The sequence below is a fragment of the Pacificispira sp. genome, from assembly GCF_965228185.1.
Taxonomy (GTDB): domain Bacteria; phylum Pseudomonadota; class Alphaproteobacteria; order UBA8366; family Aestuariispiraceae; genus Pacificispira.
In genome coordinates this window covers 525165-546260 of record NZ_CBDDHE010000006.1, presented here as the reverse complement: position 1 = coordinate 546260, position 21096 = coordinate 525165, and the positions used below count along the sequence as shown (strand labels likewise).

The 21096-nt window shown below is 61.5% G+C and carries 15 protein-coding genes and 1 tRNA gene; 10 read left to right on the top strand and 6 right to left on the bottom strand.

Features of this window, described 5'->3' with window-relative positions:
* Positions 1-106 precede the first annotated feature (106 nt).
* Both ACO06O_RS13235 and ACO06O_RS13230 read right to left on the bottom strand, forming a co-directional pair.
* The gene (locus ACO06O_RS13235; protein WP_421880484.1) at positions 107-1786 is read right to left on the bottom strand and encodes a hydantoinase B/oxoprolinase family protein; all 1680 of its coding nucleotides are present in this window, start codon (positions 1784-1786) and stop codon (positions 107-109) included.
* Positions 1783-3819: a hydantoinase/oxoprolinase family protein gene (locus tag ACO06O_RS13230; RefSeq protein ID WP_421880481.1), complete on the bottom strand. Its 2037-nt coding sequence runs from the start codon at positions 3817-3819 to the stop codon at positions 1783-1785. Before ACO06O_RS13230 ends, ACO06O_RS13235 begins: the two co-directional genes overlap by 4 nt.
* A gap of 162 nt (positions 3820-3981) precedes the next feature.
* Here ACO06O_RS13230 and ACO06O_RS13225 point away from each other — a divergent pair, with 162 nt between their 5' ends.
* Together ACO06O_RS13225 and ACO06O_RS13220 are read left to right on the top strand one after the other, a co-directional pair.
* Positions 3982-5700: a methyl-accepting chemotaxis protein gene (locus ACO06O_RS13225; RefSeq protein WP_421880478.1), complete on the top strand. Its 1719-nt coding sequence runs from the start codon at positions 3982-3984 to the stop codon at positions 5698-5700.
* A 147-nt stretch (positions 5701-5847) separates the two neighbouring features.
* On the top strand, positions 5848-6303 hold the full coding sequence (locus tag ACO06O_RS13220) for a DoxX family protein (RefSeq protein ID WP_421880475.1): 456 nt from the start codon (positions 5848-5850) through the stop codon (positions 6301-6303).
* A gap of 21 nt (positions 6304-6324) precedes the next feature.
* Here the strand turns inward: ACO06O_RS13220 and ACO06O_RS13215 are convergent, their stop codons facing one another.
* Positions 6325-7386: a COX15/CtaA family protein gene (locus tag ACO06O_RS13215; protein WP_421880472.1), complete on the bottom strand. Its 1062-nt coding sequence runs from the start codon at positions 7384-7386 to the stop codon at positions 6325-6327.
* A gap of 121 nt (positions 7387-7507) precedes the next feature.
* Between ACO06O_RS13215 and ACO06O_RS13210 the strand changes: the two genes are divergently transcribed.
* Both ACO06O_RS13210 and ACO06O_RS13205 read left to right on the top strand, forming a co-directional pair.
* A complete protein-coding gene (locus ACO06O_RS13210; RefSeq protein ID WP_421880469.1) occupies positions 7508-9088 on the top strand; it encodes a WD40/YVTN/BNR-like repeat-containing protein in 1581 nt (526 codons plus the stop codon).
* Positions 9089-9183: 95 nt separating this feature from the next.
* A complete protein-coding gene (locus ACO06O_RS13205; RefSeq protein ID WP_421880466.1) occupies positions 9184-9642 on the top strand; it encodes a GNAT family N-acetyltransferase in 459 nt (152 codons plus the stop codon).
* A 44-nt stretch (positions 9643-9686) separates the two neighbouring features.
* On the opposite strand, the gene ACO06O_RS13200 is transcribed toward ACO06O_RS13205, so the two are convergent.
* Complete coding sequence (locus tag ACO06O_RS13200; RefSeq protein WP_421880462.1) at positions 9687-10931, bottom strand: mandelate racemase/muconate lactonizing enzyme family protein; 1245 nt, start codon at positions 10929-10931, stop codon at positions 9687-9689.
* A 332-nt stretch (positions 10932-11263) separates the two neighbouring features.
* Between ACO06O_RS13200 and ACO06O_RS13195 the strand changes: the two genes are divergently transcribed.
* Both ACO06O_RS13195 and lepA read left to right on the top strand, forming a co-directional pair.
* On the top strand, positions 11264-12925 hold the full coding sequence (locus tag ACO06O_RS13195; RefSeq protein WP_421880459.1) for a sensor domain-containing diguanylate cyclase: 1662 nt from the start codon (positions 11264-11266) through the stop codon (positions 12923-12925).
* Positions 12926-13097: 172 nt separating this feature from the next.
* Positions 13098-14903, top strand: coding sequence for a translation elongation factor 4 (gene lepA / locus ACO06O_RS13190; protein ID WP_421880456.1), 1806 nt, complete (start codon positions 13098-13100; stop codon positions 14901-14903).
* 109 nt (positions 14904-15012) lie between these two features.
* Here the strand turns inward: lepA and ACO06O_RS13185 are convergent, their stop codons facing one another.
* Positions 15013-15345, bottom strand: a complete 333-nt coding sequence (locus tag ACO06O_RS13185) for a hypothetical protein (protein ID WP_420419732.1) — start codon at positions 15343-15345, stop codon at positions 15013-15015.
* Between the two features lie 207 nt (positions 15346-15552).
* On the opposite strand from ACO06O_RS13185, the gene ACO06O_RS13180 reads away from it, so the two are divergent.
* A tRNA-Ser gene (locus ACO06O_RS13180) sits at positions 15553-15642 on the top strand.
* A 469-nt stretch (positions 15643-16111) separates the two neighbouring features.
* On the opposite strand, the gene ACO06O_RS13175 is transcribed toward ACO06O_RS13180, so the two are convergent.
* The gene (locus ACO06O_RS13175; protein ID WP_421880453.1) at positions 16112-16567 is read right to left on the bottom strand and encodes a MerR family transcriptional regulator; all 456 of its coding nucleotides are present in this window, start codon (positions 16565-16567) and stop codon (positions 16112-16114) included.
* 113 nt (positions 16568-16680) lie between these two features.
* On the opposite strand from ACO06O_RS13175, the gene ACO06O_RS13170 reads away from it, so the two are divergent.
* From ACO06O_RS13170 to ACO06O_RS13160, 3 genes are all read left to right on the top strand, one after another.
* On the top strand, positions 16681-17307 hold the full coding sequence (locus tag ACO06O_RS13170) for a cation transporter (RefSeq protein ID WP_421880451.1): 627 nt from the start codon (positions 16681-16683) through the stop codon (positions 17305-17307).
* Between the two features lie 63 nt (positions 17308-17370).
* On the top strand, positions 17371-18330 hold the full coding sequence (locus ACO06O_RS13165) for a TRAP transporter small permease subunit (RefSeq protein WP_421880448.1): 960 nt from the start codon (positions 17371-17373) through the stop codon (positions 18328-18330).
* A 2-nt stretch (positions 18331-18332) separates the two neighbouring features.
* Positions 18333-20993, top strand: coding sequence for a TRAP transporter large permease subunit (locus tag ACO06O_RS13160; RefSeq protein WP_421880445.1), 2661 nt, complete (start codon positions 18333-18335; stop codon positions 20991-20993).
* Positions 20994-21096 lie beyond the last annotated feature (103 nt).

Sequence of the window (21096 nt, the reverse complement as noted above, 5' to 3'; positions counted from 1 at the left end):
TAACGGAATATGGTGTCAACGACGAAGGCGGCCGTTGCCACGGCGGGACTCTATCATGGAATCGGGCAGGCTCCGATCAGCCCTATCGGCCGATTAGCCCCAGGGATCAGTCCCGGCGACCGAAAGGTGCGTCTGGGCCGGATTCGCCGTAATATCCCTTGACGCGGTCGTCTTCGATCCGCTCCGCCGCGCGTTTCGCGGGATCGCCATAGCCGCCGCCGCCCGGTGTGCGGACGTCGATCACGTCGCCGGGCAGAACGGTGATGTCCTGTTCCTTCGACAAATGGGCCGGAACATGGACCCGGCCGTCGGCGAATTCGAACCGGACCTGGTTCGCACCGCCATCGCCGCCGCCCAGCACGCCTTGCGGGCCGGTGCGTCCGTGATCCATGACCATGGAGGCGCGGGCCTCGCCGCGCCGCACCCGGACGCGGTAATTGATGCCGAACCCGCCGCGATGTTCGCCCGCGCCGCCGGAGCCTTCGGCCAGGGCGTAGCGTTCGAACAGGACGGGATAGTATTGCTCCAGAACCTCGATCGGCTGGGATTTGGAGATGCCGATGGTCGAACAGCCGTTTGTCAGCCCGTCGCCCCCGGGATGACCGCCATAGCCGCCGCCGGAAATCACATACATGACATAGGACCGGCCCTTGTCCGGATCGTAGCCGCCCAGGGCGAAATTGCCGCTGGACCCGGCCGGGGCGGCAAACAGCCGGTCCGGAATGGCCTTGGTCAGGGCGGCGAAGACGGCTTCGGCGATGCGTTGGCTGACTTCCGCCGCGCAGCCGGAAACCGGGCGCGGATATTCGGCATAAAGGAAGGTGCCTTTCGGATCGACGATCTTCAGCGGTTCATAGGTTCCGGCATTCAGCGGCACATTGGGGAAGACATGCTTGATCGCGAGATAGATCGACGAGCGGGTCGTCGCGATGACGCTGTTCATCGGGCCGCGGCAGGGCGGGGAGGAGCCCGCCATGTCGAAAGTCATCTCGTCGCCGTCGACGGTGATCGTCATGGCGATCTTCAGCGGCTCGTCGACGACCCCGTCGGAATCGACGAAGGCCTCGCCGTAATAGGTGCCGTCCGGAACCTCGGCGATGGTGGCGCGCATCAGCCGGGCCGCCCTTTCGCGCAGCTCCTTGATCGCCTGGGCGACGGTATCCTTGCCATAGCGATCCAGCAGGGCGGCCAGGCGCTTGTCGCCGATCTTCAGCGCCGCCGCCTGGGCCTTGATGTCGCCGATGCGCTGGTCGGCGATGCGGATGTTGGATTGGATGATCGCCAGGATCTCCGGATCCAGCTCGCCGCGCTTGAACAGTTTCACCGGCGGGATGCGCAGGCCTTCCTGTTCGACCTCGGTCGCGCGGGCCGAAAAGCCGCCCGGGACCATGCCGCCGGTATCCGGCCAATGCCCGGTATTCGCCAGCCAGCAGAACAATTCGCCGTCATAGAAGAAGGGGCGATAGAAGCGCACATCCATCAAATGCGTCCCGCCCAGATAGGGATCGTTGCAGATGATGACGTCGTCCGGCTGCGGGTCGGCGACGCGCTCGATCACTGCCTGGGTGCCGTATTGCATGGTGCCGACAAAGACCGGCAGGCCCAAATCGCCCTGCGCGATCAGCGCGCCGTCCTCGGCCGCATAGATGCCGTCGGACCGATCCATTGCCTCCGCAATGACGGGCGAGAAGGCGGCCCGGCAGAAGGCCAGATCCATCTCGTTGCAGACCTGCTGCAGCCCGTTCTGAATGACGCCCAGCGTGACCGGATCCAATGCCGTGGTCATGCGCCTTCTCCCGTTCCGACATGGACGATCAGATTGCCGATCGCATCCGCCTCTGCCCGCATGCCCGGGGACAGGACGATGGTGGTATCCAATTGTTCGACGATGGCGGGGCCGTCCAACACCGACCCCGGCGGCAGGCTTGCCCGCGGCACGATGGGCGTCTCCGTCCAGCCCGTCTCGGCGAACCAGACCGGCCGCGTCTCGTCGCCTCGGGGCGCCGGCGCGTCCAGCAGCAATCCCAGATCCAGATCCGGGCGCGGTCCGATGACGGCGGTGTTCAGGTTGACCAGATTGGCCTTGATCTGGGGCAGCGCGACCTCGAACCGGTCCCAGTAGACCGCCTCGAACGCGGCCTGCAATTCCTCACGCGTCACGTCGGGGGACGGAACCGGCACCGACAGAAGATGGCTCTGTCCAATGAACTGCATGTCGGCGGTATGGAGGGTGCGGACCTCGCCCGTGCCGGCACCGTCCTGGGCCAGGCGAGCCTTCCCTTCCGCGACCTGATCCGTCAGCGTCCGGCGCACCAGATCCATGTCGACGCTGTCCAGCGGCCGGTTGACCGTGTTCACAAAGTCATGGCGCAGATCGGCGACGGCGCAGCCCAGGGCGTTGGTGATGCCGGGCCGGGCGGGAACAAGAAGGGTGGGAATGCCCAACTCGCGCGCAATGGCCCCGGCATGCAGCGGCCCGGCCCCGCCGAAGGCGAACAGCGAAAAATCGCGCGGGTCGTGACCGCGGCTGAGGGAGACCATGCGCACCGCGCCCGCCATCCGGTCGTCGGCAATGCGCAGAATGGCGGCGGCGGCGTCTTCCCAGGTCAGCCCCAGCGGCGCGCCGATGACCTCGCCGATGCGTGCGCGGATGGCCTCGATATCCGGCGCGCCCTCGACCGCCAGCAACCGGCCGGGATTGAGGCGGCCCAGGGCCAGGTTGGCGTCGGTGATCGTCGGCTGTGTGCCGCCCCGGCCATAGCAGATCGGTCCCGGTGTCGCGCCGGCGCTTTCCGGGCCGACACGCAGCATCCCGCCGGCGTCGATCCGCGCGATGGACCCGCCGCCCGCGCCGATCGTATGGACATCCACCATCGGGACATGCACCGGCATGGCATATTCGATTTCCAGCTCGTTGGAGACCTGGGGCGTGCCGTCCTTGATCAGCCCGACATCGCAGGACGTGCCGCCCATGTCGAAGGTGATCAGCGACGGCCTTCCCGCCGCGGCGCCGGTGCGCGCCGCCGCCATGACACCCGACGCCGGGCCGGACATGACGGTGTTCACGGCCATGCGGCATATCGCCTCGGAAGATACCGTGCCGCCATTGCCTTGCATGACCAAAAGGTCGCGCCGGTAACCGCGGCCGCGCAGCCCGTCCAGCAGGCGCGCCAGATAGCGTTCCAGGATCGGTTGGACCGATGCGTTGACCGCGGCCGTGACGCCGCGTTCGTATTCGCGGAACTCGGACAGGATTTCGTGACCGGCGGTCACGTATTGGTTCGGCCACACGCTAAGGGCGATTTCCTTGGCTCGTCGCTCATGCGCCGGATCGCGGTAGGCGTGCAGGAAATGGATCAGCAGGGATTCGCAGCCCAGATCGCGCAGCCGTTCCGCCGCCGCTCGCACAGCCTCTTCGTCCAGGGGCGTGACGACCGCACCGTCGACATCCAGCCGCTCCGGCACTTCCAGGCGCAGCTCCCGTGGGATCAGCGGCGCGAAGGCGCCGGTCAGACCATAGGCGCTGGGTCGCGTCCGGCGGCCCAGTTCGAGTATGTCGCGGAACCCGGCCGTCGTGATCAGCCCGGTTTTCGCCAGTTTGCGTTCCAGCAGCGCATTGGTGGTTGCGGTTGTACCATGAACGATTCCGTCGATCGCGCGGATATCCGCCTGGGCCTTGTCCAGCGCGGCAAGGACGCCTTCGGATTGGTTGGCAACCGTCGTCGGGACCTTTGCGATCCGCGCGCTATTGGATTCTTCGTCCAACAGAATCAAGTCGGTGAAAGTGCCCCCGACATCGCATCCCACGATCCTGACCATCGCCCATTCCGTTCCGTCTTCTTGGTTCCGGAAACCCTGACACCGCGTCAGGTTACGGTCAATTCATTCGTATACAAACAAACTACCTCGTTTAACTTTTTTGTAATTTCTGCATCCTTTATATGAGGGAGTTTAAGAAGGTCGAATAGGAGACCGATAAAAATGTTGAATGGTAAGGTTGAGGAAACGCAGGACCGTAGAGAAGAAAAAGACAGGTTGCTGGAGGTGGAGCGACTGTCCTTTTGGCAGAGACGCGAACTTCTGACGCTCGCCGACGCGCTTCAGGGCGAAGTCGACGGAACCACGGTCGAAATTGAAAAACAGTCGGACGAGCTGGTCTCCGTCTCCGGAGACATCGCGGCGACTTTGGTCCGAATCGAATCCCTGACGCAGCGCCTGTCGGGCGACGCGACATCGGCGTCGAACAACGTGAACGCCGTGGCTGCCGCGACCGAAGAATTGGCGGCCTCCGCCTCGGTGATCGAGGATCAGGTCGGGCGCACCAGGGACCAGTCGCGCAAGGCGGTCGGGGAGACCCAGAACGCCCGCGACATCATTCAGACCCTGTCGGAAGCGTCGACCAAGATCGGCGATGTCGTGAAGTTGATTCAGAATATCGCCAGCCAGACGAACCTGCTGGCCCTGAACGCGACAATCGAGGCCGCGCGTGCGGGCGAAGCCGGCAAGGGATTTGCCGTCGTCGCCAATGAGGTCAAGACCCTGGCCGGTCAAACCGCCGACGCGACGAAAGACATCTCCGAACAGGTTGAGGAGATTCAGGAAGTCAGCGAATCCGTGGTGAAAGCCATCGCCCGGATCGCCGAAGCGATCGGCGCGGTCGAGGAATATTCTGAAGAATCCACCAATGCCGTATCGCAACAGCAATTGGCGATCTCGGAGATCGGGCGCAACGCGCAGGAGGCCGCGGTCGGCACCGCATCGTTGAGCGAGGCCGTTCTGGACGTCACCTCGGAGGTCGAAAACGCGGCGGGACAGGCCGAGGCCCAAAAGGACCTGGCGCAAAAAGTCCATGCGCGGCTGGAAGATCTGCGCGGTCGGCTGCGGACCGCAATCGCGGACACGAAGGAACGCAAGGCGACCCAATTGCATCGCGTCCCCGTCGACCTGTTTGGAACGCTGTCCCTGAACGACCGGGATTACAGTGTGACGATCCGGAATTTGCGTCGCGAAACGGCGCAGATCATGACGTCGGACGGCGCCGCATTGCCGGCCGGTGCGGAAGGAAATCTGTCGCTGCCCGCTTTGGGGCGGATCGGCGTGCGGATATCGGACGGCACGAAGGCAACCTTCAAATCCAGCGAGGCCGAACGGGTCGGACAGTTCATCGAGAGCTATATCGCGATGGACCAGCCGTTTGTCGACATCTGCACGCGCACCGCGGCCGCCATCAGCGCCCGGTTCGAGAAGGCCGTTCAATCGAACGAAATTTCGATGGACGACCTCTTCGACCGGAACTACCGAGAAGTCGCCGGGTCGAACCCGCTACAGCACGCCACGGCCTATAACGCCTTTACCGACCGCATCCTGCCGGAGTTTCAGGAGCCTGTCCTGGATTTCGACGAACGTATTGCCTTCTGTGCGGCGGTGGATGAGAACGGTTATCTGCCGACCCACAACAACAAGTATTCCAAGCCCCAGAAGCCGGACGATCCGGTCTGGAATGCGGCGAATTGCCGGAACCGGCGCATTTTTACGGACCGGACGGGGCGGGCGGCCGGCGCCAACCGAGAGGAGTATCTGCTGCAAAGCTATCTGCGCGATATGGGGGGCGGGACCTTCGTTTTGATGAAGGACCTGACCGTTCCGATCCGGGTGCGGGGCCGGCAGTGGGGTAATCTGCGCCTGGGCTATAAGCCATAATGGAGTGATTGGTACGTTTTAGGACACAATGATTTTCTTTTGGCCCGCTTTGTTCCCTCAGTGGTCAGCGATATCTATACGCCGTCGATGAGCGAGAGGCTCATCCAAACGGATCGACCACTGAGAAACAAACTGGGAATGACCGCTATGTCCGATATCACTACCGATACCAAACGGGTCATCCCGTTTGCCAAACCGATCACCGATATTCTGTCGCCGTATATGGAGCCGCTGTTGCGGGTCACGACCGGCCTGCTGCTGGTCCCGCATGGCTACGGCAAGCTGTTCGGCGGCGGCCTGGAAGGCACCGCCCAATTCTTCGAAAGCGTCGGCTTCGCGCCGGGCTATCCCTTCGCGCTGTTCGTCGCGCTGGTGGAATTCTTCGGCGGCCTGGCGCTGGCCGCAGGCTTCCTGACCCGTCCGGTCGCCGTCCTGATCGTCGGCTTCATGGCCCAGGCAACGCTATTCCACGCAGCCAACGGCTTCATGTGGTCGAACGGCGGGTTCGAATACCCGCTGCTGTGGACCGTGGCGGCGCTGGTCTTCCTGGTGCGCGGCGGCGGCAAGCTGTCCGTCGACCGGGCGATCGGCCGCGAGTTCTGATCGGCGAAGTTCCGGTTCCGGTTATCGCGCGGCGGAAGGGGCGACCTTTCCGCCGCGCAGTTCTTTCAGGCACCACAGCGCGGCGCAGAAACTGATCGCCGCGCCGGCCTGATGCAGCACCGCCAGCGGCAGCCAGACGACGCTGAGCAGCGTCAGGATACCCAGGCAGATCTGAAAGAAGACGGCGACGGTCAGGATATTGACCGACAGCCGCACCCGCACCGGCAAGTCGATCTTCCAGGACCAGATCCACAGGCCGAACACGGTCAGCGCCGTCAGATAGGCCAGCAGGCGGTGATTGAACTGCACCGCCTCCAGGGTTTCGAACAGGCTGGCCCAGCCGAAGCGGTCGTCCCAATAGCCGTCCGGGACCCATTGCCCGCCCATGGTCGGCCAGTCGTTATAGATGAAGCCTGCATTCTGTCCGGCGACCAGGGCACCATAGATAATCGTGAAAAACATCACGGCATGGGCATAGGCACCCAAGCGCCGGAAACCGCGCGGGACCGGCTTGCGGTCCGGCTCGATCGGGCACAGCAATCCGTGGATCAGCCAGATCGTGTAGCCCAGGATGAAGAAGGCCATGCCCAGGTGGATCGCCAACCGGTACTGGCTGACCTCTACCCGGTCGACGAAACCGCTCTGAACCATCCACATGCCGATCACGCCCTGCAGCCCGCCCAGAACCAGCAAGGCCCAGAGATGCGGCTTGTAGCCCGCCGGGATCTGCCGGCGGAACAAGAACCAGAAGAAGGGCAGGGCATAGACCAGCCCGATCAGCCGGCCCCACAGCCGATGGAACCATTCCCAGAAGAAGATGTCCTTGAACTCCGCCAGGGTCATCTTCGAATTCATCAGCGCGTATTGCGAGGTCTGCTTGTACAGCGCGAAGACCCGTTCCCATTCCGCATCGTTCAACGGCGGCAGGGCGCCGATCAGCGGCCGCCATTCGACCATGCTGAGCCCGCTTTCGGTCAGGCGTGTGATCGCACCGATGATCATCATCGCAAAGACCATGAAAGCGGTGGCGCATAGCCACAGGCCGACGGCGCGGGGACGGGCGGAGTTTTCGACTGTGTTCATGATAGGCTAATTACCGCGCGGCACACGGTTCGGAAAGCGCGACCGGGCGTCGCGCCCAGAGCGCTTGAGATATGGTATCGTTTCGGCGTGGGGGTGAATCGAAGGAGGGTGAGGGCGTACAATGCGAAGCACGATGCTGGGACGCGGGGCGATCGGTCCGGGGCTTGTCATTCTGGCTTCCCTTTTTCTGTTGGTTTCGTGCCAGACCGCCAGTCTCGAAAACGCTGCCAGCCATAGTTCGAGTAACGGAATCCTCGCATTCCGTTTCGTGTCGAACGGGCCGGGCCCGATCGCTTTCCAGGACCCTTGGGACTTTGCGACTATTGAAGAAATCACGTCCGGCGAGACATTCACGCTGACAGACGTGACCGATGGCCTGTCCCGATCCGCCCTCTATGTCGGATCGGTGCCGCCCGGGGAGTACCGATTGTCGTCCTTCGAAGGCACCATTTCCAATGCCACGGGCACACCGAACGAGTCGTTCGGGCGGTTCGATGTTCGGGCTGGCCGGATTACCTATCTTGGATCGATCGTGGAGGTCGTGACCGGGCCGCGTATCGCAGTTCTCGCCACTCATCGGACAAGTTACCTCACCTACGACCCGACGCCGGTTGCGGAGGGCCTGCCCGAGGTGCTGAACGCCCTTTACCCCGGCCTTTCAGGCGTTGCGCTTCAGCCGGACAGTTATCTTGGCTGGCGTGAGGAGCATGTGCCGACCGTCATTTCGCAAGGTTTCTACGGCCAAGTTCGTGACGGCAGTCTGGGGCTGCTGGCGCCGACGGAACTGTCCGACGGTCGCATTGCTTTCGGCACGCTGCTGGGCCAAATCCGATTCTGGCATCCGGATCAGGGGTGGAGCCGCGCCGATATCGGTGTGAACCGGGCCGTCGAGGCGATCGTTGAGATCGTTCCGGGCGCGTTACTGGTCGGCGGTGAGATGGGTATGCTCCGGATTTCGCCGGATATGGGGAAAGCTTGGGCCCAGATTAAGGCACCGATTCCCTATGGCGTCGTTCGCGATATTCACAAGATGCCGGATGGTGGGGTTTATCTGACGCATTATCGCGGCACACAGTTCACCTTGCTTCGATCCGACGTGAATCTGGGCGACTGGCAGACTGTTCAGTCCTTCCAGTTCGCCGCCCCCGGCCGGTTCTATGGCAGTACACCGCAGCGACTGCGCACGCATCGCGTCGGTTCCCTGTTGCTGACCACGCTGCCGCAGTCCCGTCTTGCGGTGTACGATACGTCTACCGGTGCCTCGGAAATCCGGGACATGCCCGGTCCGGTCAGCCGGGCGCGGGCGTCTCGGGACGGCAAACTGCGTGGCACTTTCGAACGCTTCATCGTTTGGAACCCGTATTTCAGTAGCGACGGCGGCGCGACCTGGGAAACCGACACGATCAGCAGATCGTCCCATATGCCGGCCTTTCGCGGTGCTACCCACGGTGCGGCGCTGGAAATGGAATCCGGACTGACAGAGGGGCGTGTCTTCCTGATTCGTACCAAGGATGGCGGCAGGACGTGGCAACGAGGCCCTCAAATGCCCAATCCCTTTCTGAACTGGATCGACTATGCCGACGATGGAAATTTGATCTACATGAGTGACCAATTGGGAGACTTCTACTACAGCCGTGACGGCGGGGAGACCTGGAAACACAATCCGGTTCCATCACTTCTGATCGATCTAATCGGCTACTGAGGCCGGATAAGGCATCAGGGGGCGTGTCACGGATTGAATTCCCGGCAAGGGCGGCCTTTGATTGTCGGGAACCCTTCCCCGAAACGGAGCCTCAAATGACCCTGCAGCTGCGCACGGCGCGTCTGGAAGACCGGGAAAACCTGATGGAATTGCAGCGCCGTGCCTCACTGGCCAATCCCGAAGACCGGGAGGCCATTCTGGCGCATCCGGACGCGATCGACATTCCCCCGGGGCAGTTCGAGGCGGGCAATGTGCTGGTCGCCGAACTGGACGGCGCGACGGTCGGCTTTGCCGCTCTGTTCATTCGGCCGGACCGGCAGGTCGAGCTGGACGGGCTGTTCGTCGAGCCGACACATTGGAAGACCGGAATTGGCCGAACGCTCGTGCGCGCGGCCGAAGAGCGGGCGCGGGAACATGGCGCGGACAGCCTTCATGTGATCGGCAATCCGAACGCCAATGGCTTTTACAGCCATGTCGGCTTCGCCGCGCTGGGCGAAATCCCGACCCGCTTCGGACCCGGCCGCCGCTTCGTCCGGGATCTGACACGGGGGTAGCCCCGGGAGGGTACTGAAGGGAGGACCAGAAACGACGTCGGGCCTCAGCCTTCGATCTCTCCGATGGTGCGGGTGTTGGCGGAATCCAGAACCGTCTGACACATTTCCAGATGCAGTCGACCGCCGGTTTTGTAGGGATGGGCAGCGATGACGGCGTCGTTTAATTCCAGCCCCAATCCCGGTTCCGTCGGCGCGGGTATGTATCCCGCTTCCCAGGCCAAAGGCTTCTGGACCACGGCGGCGTGGAAATCGGTCAGGATCGATTCCAGGATCAGGAAGTTCGGTGTGGCAAAGGCCAGATGCGCGGCCGCCGCATGGGCGACCGGGCCGCAATAGATATGCGGCGCGATCTGGGCGTTGAACGCCTCCGCCAGCACGGCGATCTTCTTGGTCTCCCAGATGCCGCCGCTGCGGCCGATATCCGGCTGAAGGATCGACACGCCGGCCTTCAAGGCCTGATGGAATTCGATCTTCGTGGTCAGGCGCTCGCCGGTCGAAACCGGGATGGATGTCGCCGCCGCAACCTTGCCGATGCCGTCCATCTGATCCGGCGGGCAGGGCTCCTCGAACCACAGCGGGTCATAGGGTTCCAACCGCTTCGCCAGCCGGATCGCGGAAGACGTCGTCATCTGGCCATGGGTCCCGAACAGGATGTCGGCCCGGTCGCCGACCGCCTCGCGGATCGCCTTCACATTGGCTTCGCTGCGGCTCAATTCCGTCAGGGACAATTCGCGGCCGCCTTGGAAACTGTAGGGTCCGGCCGGGTCCTGCTTGATCGCGGTGAATCCGAAATCGACATAGTTCAGGGCCGCCTCAGCGGCCGCGTCGGGATCGTGATAGCAATCGCCCGCGCCGCTGCCCTTCCAGTCCATGCCGGGGGGCGACAGGTGTTTCGGGTAGAGATAGCTGTAAGTCCGGATCCGGTCGTGGAAGCGCCCGCCGATCAGATTGTGGACCGGCTGCTCATGCGCCTTGCCCAGAATGTCCCAGACGGCGATTTCCAGCCCGCTGAACACCCCCATCATGGTGACGTCAGGGCGCTGGGTGAAGCCGGCGGAATAGACGCGGCGGAACAGCGTTTCCACCCGGTGGGGATCTTCGCCGGCGAAGAAGCGCTCGAACGTATCCTCCACCATGCGGCAGGCGATATCGGCGGAAACGGGGATGCCGTAACATTCGCCGATCCCCTGGATGCCGTTGTCGGTGGTCAGGCGCACGAAAACCCAGAACGATCCGCCGATCCCGGTCGGCGGCACGGTGACGAAGGTTTCGATATCCTTGAGTTTCATGGCGCGTGGACTCCCTTGCCGGCCGTGTCTGCGCGCACGGTATCAGACCCGATACCGGCGGCAAGACGGGAATGGCGACTCAATGGAATTTGGTTGGTTCAGCCCTTACCCGTTTCAGAAACTTGAATGGAAGCGATATGGATATCAAACGGTTGATCGGCGGGTGTTCGGTCGAACAAGCGGGCGCAGTCAGGCCCAGAATCGCTACCCAGAATAGATGTTCAGGTATGGTTCGGACTGTTAACGGAAACTAAAGGTCAGTCTGTGAGGTTGCGGAGCAGGGAAAATGCATTATTGATGAAAGTACTTGGCTGACGAGAGGAAATCGAACGATGAAACTTAAACATCTTCTAATTCTCATTTTCGTTCTGATTACCTCAATTCCATTGTTCGTTGGGCTGCAATATCTCAATCAGACGGCCGGTGCCCAGTATCGCATGCTCTTCGAAGAGCACCTTTCTTCGCTATCGCTGATTGCCAAGAAGCGTGTGTTGGCGACGGTCGATCGGGTTCGGGACAATACCGCATTGGTTTCCAGCCGAACGCAGATGCGGATCAGTCTCGAAAAGTGGAACCAGGACGGCGATCCGGCACATCTCGTCCGGATCCGAAAAATCTTGAACGACGCGAAACATGGCCTGTCGCGCATCAGGGACATTGATGTATTCGACCCGCAGGGCGTTCTGGTCGCGTCGAGCAACGCCGGGCCTGGGCGGGACGCCCCACTCGATATCGAACGGGCTAAGAGGAAATCGATCTCCTTGGAGGAGCGCACGTCGGAAGTGTTGCTGGTGAGCACTGCACCGCTGCTTTTGAACCATGAAACGGTGGGTTACATCCGGATGGAGTTCTATTCGGATTTTCTGACAGACATGGTGCGCGACCGGTCGGGGTTGGGTGAGACCGGCGAGTGGCTGGTGGCAGTCCGCGACGACAATGGTGACGCGCTCTTTGCCGTGCCGTTGAAGTATGATCACTCGGCGGCGTTTATGCGTGTCGTCCCCAAGGAACGGGAGGATGTGCCGATAACCCAGGCCTTGCTGGGCAACGAACGGGTGATGGGATATGCGCCCGATTATCTGGAAGTGCCGGTGATGGCGTCGACCCGCTACATCCCCGAACTGGATTGGGGATTGGTCGCGAAGGTAAGCGAAGCGGAGGTCAATCGGCTGGTCAGCCGCAACGACACGCTGATCTATCTGGCGGAACTGGTGATCATTGTCGTGTCGATTCTGGTCGGGGTTGGGTTGTCGATGTTCGTTTCCGGTCCCATCGAGAAACTGCAGGCGCATACTTCGAAGGTTGCCAAGGGCGATCTGCAACCGCCGCCCGAACTTGGCGGCTGGCGCGAGGTCAAGGATCTGGCGGCGCATTTCGCCGTCATGGTGCAGGCGTTGAAGGAGATGAACGAGTCGCTGCAGACCAAGGTCGAAGCGCGCACGAAGGAACTGAACGACGCCAATGAGAAGCTCGAAAGACTGGCAACGGAGGACCCGCTGACCGGGCTGAACAACCGCCGCGTCTTCGAGGAAAGATACGGACAGGAATTCGGCCGCGCGAAGCGGCACGGTCACGATCTGACACTGGTCATGCTGGACATCGATCATTTCAAAGCAGTCAACGACACCTATGGCCACCTGATCGGCGACGAGGTTCTGAAGCGGATTGCCGCGCATCTGAAGGCGACGGCACGGGCCTCCGATATTCTGGCGCGTGTTGGCGGCGAGGAATTCTGTATGGTCCTCCCGGAAAGTCCTGAAAATTCCTGTGTGACCTTCCTGGAACGGCTGAGAAGCGATATCGCCGAAATGGAGTTCGACGCCGACGGCCGGTCGTTCCGAGTGACCTGCAGCTTCGGCGTCGCAGGCCTGAATGCCGAAGTAGAGGGGCGGGACGTTCTGATGGAAAAAGCGGATGCGGCCCTTTATCACGCGAAACAGACGGGTCGGAACCGCGTGATACGCCATGCCGATCTAGCCGAAGTTTCGCGCTGATCCGGCGCGATACCACCCTCTTGTGCAATCCGGACGCGCGAACAGATTCCGCGCCTCCGGGGCCGCAAACGCCCCCACTGTCACAAGGATTGCCAGTTGCGGTCGCCGGCCCTATTTTGCGCGCCATTCCGGGCGCGCGATGAGGCCGCCCCAGTTGGACCGAATTCCTGACATGACCGATCAAAGCCGTATTCGCAACTTCTCCATCGTCGCCCATATCGACCACGGGAAATCCACCCTGGCCGACCGGCTGATTCAGCTGTGCGGCGGGCTGACCGATCGGGAGATGAAGGCGCAGGTGCTCGATTCCATGGATATCGAGCGCGAGCGCGGCATTACCATCAAGGCGCAGACGGTCCGCCTGCTCTACACCGCCCAGGACGGCGTGCAATACACGCTGAACCTGATGGACACGCCCGGCCATGTCGACTTCTCCTATGAGGTCAGCCGGTCGCTGGCAGCCTGCGAGGGCGCGTTGCTGGTGGTCGACGCGTCCCAGGGTGTCGAGGCGCAGACCCTGGCCAACGTCTATCTGGCGCTGGACAACGATCTGGAAATCCTGCCGGTCCTGAACAAGATCGACCTGCCGGCGGCCGAACCGGAGCGGATCAAGCGCCAGGTCGAGGACGTGATCGGGCTGGATTGTTCCGAGGCGCTGGAGATTTCCGCGAAAAGCGGCCTGGGCGTGAACGCCCTGCTGGAAGCCATCGTCAAGCGCCTGCCGCCGCCGCCGCAGGAAGACGCCGCCGCCCCGCTTCGCGCCATGCTGGTCGACAGCTGGTACGACGCCTATCTGGGCATCGTGACCATGATCCGGGTTGTCGAAGGCACGATCAAGAAGGGGCAGAAGATCCGTCTGCTCGCCACCGGCGCGGCCTATGAGGTCGACCGGGTCGGCGTCTTCACGCCCAAGGGCCTGGTCGTCGACAGCCTCGGCCCGGGCGAGATGGGCTTCATCACCGCCGGCATCAAGGCGGTCGCCGATTGTAAGATCGGGGATACGATCACCGAGGACAAGCGCCCGACCGACCGACCGCTGCCGGGCTTCAAGCCGACCGTGCCGGTCGTGTTCTGCGGCCTGTTCCCGGTCGACGCGTCGGATTTCGAGGCGCTGCGTGACGCCATGTCGAAACTGGCGCTGAACGATTCCAGCTTCCATTCGGAAATGGAAACCTCGGCGGCGCTGGGTTTCGGCTTCCGCTGCGGTTTCCTCGGTCTGCTGCATCTGGAAATCATCCAGGAGCGCCTGAACCGCGAATACGATCTGGACCTGATCTCCACGGCGCCCTCCGTCGTCTATAAGATCACGCTCAACAACGGCCAGGAAATCGATCTCCACAATCCGGCGGACTTTCCGGATGTGACCTATATCGACACGATCGAAGAGCCGTGGATCAAGGCGACGATCCTGGTGCCGGACGATTTCCTCGGCCCGGTCCTGACCCTGTGCACCGAAAAGCGCGGCGAACAGCGGGAACTGACCTATGTCGGCAACCGCGCCATGGTGGTCTATGACCTGCCGCTGAACGAGGTCGTGTTCGATTTCTACGACCGCCTGAAATCGGTCAGCCGGGGCTATGCCAGCTTCGATTATGAAATGACCGGCTATCGCGAGGGCGATCTGGTCAAGGTGTCGATCCTGATCAACGGCGATCCGGTCGACGCGCTGGCCATGATCGTGCACCGCAGCCAGGCCGAATACCGCGGCCGCCATATCTGTTCGCGCCTGAAGGATCTGATCCCGCGCCAACTGTTCAAGGTCGCGCTGCAGGCGGCGATCGGCGGCAAGGTCATCGCCCGCGAAACTCTCGGCGCCCTGCGCAAGGACGTCACCGCTAAATGCTATGGCGGCGATATTACCCGGAAGCGGAAACTGCTGGAAAAGCAGAAGGAAGGAAAGAAGCGCATGCGGCAGTTCGGCAAGGTCGAAATCCCGCAATCCGCCTTCCTGGAAGCCCTGAAAATGGGCGACAACTGACGCGTCCTGGGCGCGGCACCGGCCCGCACCGTCTTCCGCCCCTTCTCCGGACCCGCCATGCGTCATGATCGGGACGTGGAGCGGGCCGGACCCGAGTTCGGAAAGACCCCTAGTTGTTGAAGCCGCCGCTGCGCCGGCGCCGCCCGCGTCCCAGGAAGATCAGGACGCCGCCCGCGATCAGCAGGGCGATGACGGCCCACAGGATCGCCTCCCAGGCCGGGCGCTGCAGATAGGGCAGCACGCTGTCGAACCAGAATTTGTCCAGGCCCAGATGGCGCTGGATGATGACCTGGGAATAGTTCAGCGTGAACTGGCTCATCTCGAACCAGACCTGGCCCGCCTTGTCGGTCGCGCGCCCGTCGAGCCAGATATAGATGCCCAGTCCCAGCAGGAACAGAGCGAGAAGCGTGAACAGCCGGCCGATAAAGCGAAGGACGGCCATACGGCGCCTCCCGTCATAAGGTCTTGATTCGGCGAGGACCGTATCATGATTTTCCGGCCAAACCAAAGACCCGGATTTCATCCGCGGACCGCCCGCACAGCGCGGCGACTTTTCGCCATTCCGCCTCTTGCCCGCCGGGGAAGCATTGGGTATGTTCCGCCGCCTTCAAAAAAGGCACCCGCATCCCGCCCGCCGGGATGACGATCCGGAGAGATGGCCGAGCGGTTTAAGGCGCACGACTGGAAATCGTGTTGGGGCGGAAGCCCCTCGGGGGTTCGAATCCCCCTCTCTCCGCCAGTGCCCCCGTCATTGAATCCCGATTTCTGTGATTTCCCATTTAACTTGGCACTGACCAGTTAAGAATGGCACTGGCGATTCTTGATTTCTTTGAAATCAACGCGCTAGCTGTTATCCGCTCTTGGACGCACTAAGGCTGTCGTCTCGATGTTCGTGCAAGATATCTGAGCCAAAATGCCGCTTAATCTTGGCACTGAAGATTTTGTACCCGAAATTCCCCACATACGGACAGCCGAGCGTACCACCCTTGTAAAATGACACATGACCTTGGACAGAACGGGTTCGAAACCCTGCGATGCGTGACGCATAAGTTTGGACCGTTTTGACAGATTTCCTTAGGATCGTATGCCACGTGTAAACGCTCGGGCTCTTATCCGTGGAAGTCCGATCCTGATCACTCAGAGGACATATAGGGCGCAGGACAGAGCCGGCCGGGACTAGCCAAATTCAGTCATTTCAGTGTAATGCGTCACTGCGGGTTTTGCGCATTTTTGGGCGGATGATTGTCGGCTAAACACTTTGAATGGTCGGCCAGGACCTCAATGATCCGGCATTCCGCGACCTTTCCGCCGACGCATTCACGGATCATTAGCTTCAGTTCGCGCTCCATGGATTGCAGGCGTGCGAGCCGCTCCTGCACATCTCCCAAGTGTTTCCGTGCAATTGCATCCACTCGCCCACAGGGTTGGTCAGGGTGGTCGGAAAACGAAAGCAATTGCCGAATAGCGTCCAGACTGAACCCAAGTTCTCGGCTGTGACGGATAAAGATTAGTCGCGACGCCTGATCTTCCGAATAGACCCGCCGATTGCCCCTGGTCCGTCGTGGTTCGGGCAGAAGCCTGATTTTTTCGTAATGCCGAATGATCTGAACGGTGCATCCGGCCCGCTCGGCAAGTTCGCCGATGGGGAGGTTTTCTACGGCCATGGATTTGCCCTCTTGCTCCTACAACGATTGTAGATTGTAGTATCTGAGGGTCGAAGAATACAGAATGGGGTCCAGGCTCCAATACTGGTCGTATAGAACAAAAGGACAAGGACATGAGCGGCAGTTGTTGCGGGCAGGACGCGCAATTCGATGGTACCTCAGAGGCGTTCAAGAGAGCGCTGTGGACCGTCATCGCCATCAACGGCGGAATGTTCTTCGTCGAAATGACAGCAGGTGCTTTCGCTGGCTCGAAAGCCCTACAGGCCGATGCGTTAGACTTCCTGGGTGACACGGCGACCTATGCGATCAGCCTTTTCGTCATCGGCATGTCTCTCAGGGTCCGAGCGACGGCGGCAATTGCAAAGGGGCTCAGCCTTGGTGCCATGGGGCTTTGGGTGTTCGGCTCGACGGCCTATCAAGTCCTGGTTTTGGGCGTTCCGTCAGCGACGGTCATGGGCGGGGTCGGGTTTCTGGCGCTCATGGCAAACCTCGCCAGCGTCGTCCTTCTGATGCGGTTTAAAGACGGCGACGCGAATGTCCGCTCTGTCTGGCTCTGCAGCCGAAATGATGCCATCGGCAACGTGGCCGTCATGCTGGCGGCAGCAGGTGTTTGGTTCACGGGGACGGCCTGGCCCGACTTGACCGTCGCGGCGATCATGGCGGGGCTCTTCCTTTGGTCCGCCACGCAGATCGTTTTGCAGGCTCAATCTGAATTGTCGGCGGAACGGCAGACGAGTTAGATGGAGATATCGAAAGAAGAAGGGCAGTCGGGACCGGGAGGGACCAGCACCGGGCCGAAAAGTATGGCGATTCGCGCCGTGCGTACATTCGGCTGGGGCATCATTGGTCTGCTTGCCGCCTTTCTATTCAACAATTTCCTGACCAATTGGCTCGGTTGGCCCGGCGTGGTCCGTTTGGCTGACGGGGCAGTTGGCGGGCCCGATCCCCGCGGCTGGTTGCAGGCGGCTGTCTACGCTGGCTCCGTGCTGGCTGCCGCTGCCTATGTGGCGCGCACCGGGGAACACAGTCTGCGAACCGATCACGAGCGGGCTTTCGCGCTCAACGCCGTTCTGATCCGCGCCGGTTTTTGGGCCGTTCTCCTGATCGGCTTGGTTGATTTCACCCTTGCCTTTTTGAAGGGCGAGGAATTCCTGATTGCTCTGGTCGGCGCGCCGCTGGCCGATACTTTGGGCCGCGCAGAATTGCGCGGTGCCTACTTGCATATGCCGCTGGTTGCTGTCGGTGTCGTAATCGCGCTCCGCACACGCGCCTTGGCGCTGCCCTGGCTGGCTCTGATGATCGTCGTCGCCGAACTGCTGATCGTGTTGTTCCGGTTCGAGTTTTCCTACGAACAGGTCTACATGGGCGATCTGGTCCGTTTCTGGTATGCTACCCTATTCATGCTGGGTTGCGCCTATACCCTCCATGAGGACGGCCATGTGCGGATTGACCTGTTGTATGCGGAAGCAAGCCCGCGCCGACGCGGGTTGGTCAACACTGTTGGCGCTTTGGTGCTCGGTATGCCGTTCTGCTGGCTGATCTTGATTGTCGGCACGGCAGGTCGCACCGGCATCCTCAACAGCGCACTGCGGACGTTTGAGATCGAGGGTGTCGGCGACGGTATGTATATCCTCTACCTGATGACCGTCCTGGTCGGCGCTTTCGCCGTCACCCTCATCATCCAATTCGTCAGCATGATGTTCTGCGGTATGGCCGACGCGCTGGGCGAGCCCGCACTGACTGGCAGCGCTGAAGGGAGCTGAGGATGGAATTCTTCTTTCTCGCCCTGCTGATCGTGCTGCTGGCTGTCTCCCTCGGCTCGGGCTTCCCTGTCGCCTTCGCCATTCCGGGCTCGGCGATCGTCGCCGTTGGCCTGGCCGCGCTCTCAGGCCTGATCGTTTCTGGAAATCCGGATGCCTTCTTTACCCACGGTGGGGGGCCTGGGGAATGGCTGTTCGCGGGAGCCATGAACATCCGGGGAATCTATAACAACGTCGGCACGGATGTGTTGATCGCCGTACCGTTGTTCATCTTCATGGGCTTGATGCTGGAGAAGTCGCGCGTCGCTGAGGACCTTCTCGTTGCCATGGCGCGTTTGTTCGGCACGCTGCGCGGCGGGCTCGGAATTTCTGTCGTCCTGGTCGGTGCCTTGTTGGCAGCAACGACCAGCGTGATCGGCGCCACGGTGATCGCCATGGGCATGATCTCGCTGCCGACCATGTTGCGGAACCGATATTCCAAACCCATGGCAACCGGCATAGTCGCGGCCACGGGGACGCTCGGCCAGATCGTCCCGCCGTCCATCGTGTTGCTGATCCTGGTCCATCAACTCACCACCGCCGTCAACGAAGCCAATGCCGCCCGACGGGCCCTATACAAGACCGTGACGGGCGAGTTGCTGATGCCGAGCCAGTTCGACGTACCGTCGGTCAGCGCCGGGGAGATGTTCATGGGCGCGATGGTGCCAAGCCTGGTCCTCGTCGCTCTCTATGTCCTCTACATCCTCGCCGCGGCCCATCTGCGCCCGGACCTGGCGCCGGTGCACCAGCGTACGGAGACCACAAGCAAGAATGCTGTTGCGGCGCTGTTTGTCGCCCTAGCCCCTCCCATGACCCTTATTCTCTTGGTGCTTGGTTCGATCATCGCCGGTGTCACCACGGTCAATCAGGCCGGTGCCGTGGGTGCCGCTGGCGCAACCATGATGGCCGGGTACCGCCTGCGCGAGGGCCAACGCGGCGCCTTCTGGCCGACCCTGATCGCCATCGTCGCTCTGGTTGCGCTCGGCGTCATCAACGCCGTTTTTCACGTCAATCTGCGCAAGATCGAAGGCACGGCGGACATTATAGGCATCGGGCTCGCCGCATTTGCCTCAAGCGCTCTCGCCGTCGCCCTCGGCTGGAGCCTGTGGCGCACGTGGGCGACCGGCGACACCTTAAAGCGGGTCCTTGAAGACACGACGAAGACGACCTCCCTGGTGTTCGCAATCCTGATTGGCGCCGTCATGCTGACGGCGGCGTTCCGGGGGTTCGGCGGCGAAGACATGGTGCGTGACTTCATGCGCGGTCTGTCGGGTGGTTTCTGGGGCCAGTTCGCGGTCGCCATGGCAATCATTTTCGTGCTCGGCTTTTTCCTCGACTTCCTGGAAATCACCGTCGTCGTCGTGCCGATCATCGCGCCGATCTTGCTGACCGATCCCGCCGCGAACGTCACCGCTGTCTGGTTCGGCGTCATGATCGCGTTGAACATCCAGACTTCGTTTCTGACTCCGCCCTTCGGTTTTGCTCTCTTCTACCTGCGCGGTGTCGCGCCGAAAGAGGTGCGCACGCTCGACATCTACAAGGGGGTAATCCCCTTCATCGCGGTTCAGTTGCTGGTCTTGGGTGTGGTCGCGGCCTTTCCGACCCTGGTGACCTATCTTCCGACCCGGATTTTGCTTGGGGCAGAAGCCTCGCCGCCGCCGACTAATCCCCGCCTTCAGTATTGTATCGAGGAGTTCGTAGATGATGAATTTCGAGCAAATAGGGTGGCCATTCGGCGGGCCATAGGCAGAGCGAGAAAAATTGACCTAGCGGTCCTTCCTCCGCCCCTTCGGGCTGAACTGACACGCAGCTTTGAACAGGCGGAAAACGCCTTTCCGGCGATGGAGGAGATCACCCGAACCGCTGAGATGATAAGTGAGGCCGCGCCAACCTATCGTCCGGTCCACGACAAGGTGCGGCGGATCGAGCGCGATATCCGACGGATCGACAAGATGATCGAGAAAAACCGGACCATCATTTCTTGGGCCAGCGGGTCCGCTTCGCCGGAGGACGGCATACGGGCGGAAGAACGGATTAAGACCCTGACGAACGAACGCGCCCAGCTAATGGCCCAAATTCCGTCAGGCTGGAAAGGCCTGCGGTCAGATATGGCGGCCAAGCTGAAGGCCCATCATGACGCACGCAATCGTTATCGGCAGACTGTTGATGCGGCTTATAATCCGGTGGCCGAAGTAATCCAGGTTATCAAAGACCGGGATCAACTGGGTGCTCTTGAGGAGGCATTGAGAACCCTGAGCGCTGAATTGAATGTGATGTCCTTGGGTGGTCTGACAGATCGCTTGAAAGCAATTTACAGCCAGGCTGCCGTGATCCGCCGTTCTGAGGAAGTCAGAAATGCCCTAACTCAAGCCCGCCGGACGTTGCATGCCGACCAAGCGGACCGCGCAGCGATTGCAGACAAGATTCAGGGCGCGCTTGTGGTTGTCGCCAAGGAACGCGCGTGGCGGGTTAAGGCTGCTCAAAAAATCCTAGGCGACCTGGAAGTCTTTGAGGCAGCCATCGCAGATACCATCGGCATCCGGGGGCGCTCGCGGCTTTCGGATCGCGTGGCATCGGAAATTTCCAACTGCGTTGCGACGCCGAGGGACATCAATCTGAATTTTTGAGATAGCTGGATCACGCCACTCCGATGGACAGACTAAGATGGTCACTTGATCCCGATTTGGGTTCTGCTATGGGTCAGCTGTGACCCTGGTTCCGACCCTCCTT